The 805-nt window shown below is 53.7% G+C and carries 1 protein-coding gene and 1 pseudogene; both read right to left on the reverse strand.

Features of this window, described 5'->3' with window-relative positions; all coding sequences use genetic code 11:
* Nucleotides 1-187: pseudogene (locus KYE_RS22030) on the reverse strand (SCO family protein); the annotation flags it as partial.
* Nucleotides 184-805, reverse strand: a 622-nt coding sequence (locus tag KYE_RS15350; RefSeq protein WP_008175099.1) for a cytochrome c oxidase assembly protein, incomplete at its 5' end; no start/stop codon positions are given. The gene KYE_RS15350 and the pseudogene KYE_RS22030, both read right to left, overlap by 4 nt.

The following is an 805-nucleotide window of genomic DNA, read 5'->3' on the forward strand; positions in this document are numbered from 1 at the left end:
TGCCAGACACTAGCTCGCCCTGGCTGTTAATCAGATCGAATTCCAGCTCGGGCATCAGCCCACTAATGTTTTTACCGTTCCAGTCTTCCTCGTCATTTCCAAGGCAACCAGTCAGCAATAGGGATGCTATCAGCGTTAAGGTCGCCGATATGATGTTGGTGCGCTGTCGCCAGAAGCGAGTTCTCATGACGCTGTTTCCTCAAGTTGTTTGGATTGGTTGGTATATTTTCCGTCCTGATGCATGGCTCGCCGGAGCATCAGAAGAATACCAAGGATGCTCATCATGGCTGGAGGAATATAGGTCAGCATGCCGCCCAGAAGCTGGTCGACTTCCGGGTCCAGCGGCCAGGCCCTGCCACAGACTTCGTAAACGTCATAGACCATGTCACGTGAGAACACGATCCACGCCCCAAGAAACATCTGAAGCACACCTGCGGCAGCCAGAACCAACATGCGTCTGCCATACCCCAACGATGAGGTGATCGCAGGCGGTCGCGGGTCGAAGATCAACCACCAGAACAGCAGGCCATCCAGTAACATGCTCCAGTTCATGACCCAGTACAGATCTCGACTGAGCATGGCGTCGAAATGGATTGATGGCCACAGCCAGAAATAAATGAGCCCGACAAACAGGAATAGGGCGATGAAGGGTTGTTGCAGGACTTGATAAACCCAACTCAGAGGCCGGAGCGTGCGCCTCCAGCCTGGGCTGATTTTTTCAAACCAGAACCGCATGACTGGCAAGGGATTGGAAAGCGCGATCAGGATAGGCCCGATGTGATGAAGAATCAGGTGCTGGCCCCGA

Source organism: Marinobacter manganoxydans MnI7-9 (assembly GCF_000235625.1).
Lineage (GTDB): Bacteria > Pseudomonadota > Gammaproteobacteria > Pseudomonadales > Oleiphilaceae > Marinobacter > Marinobacter manganoxydans.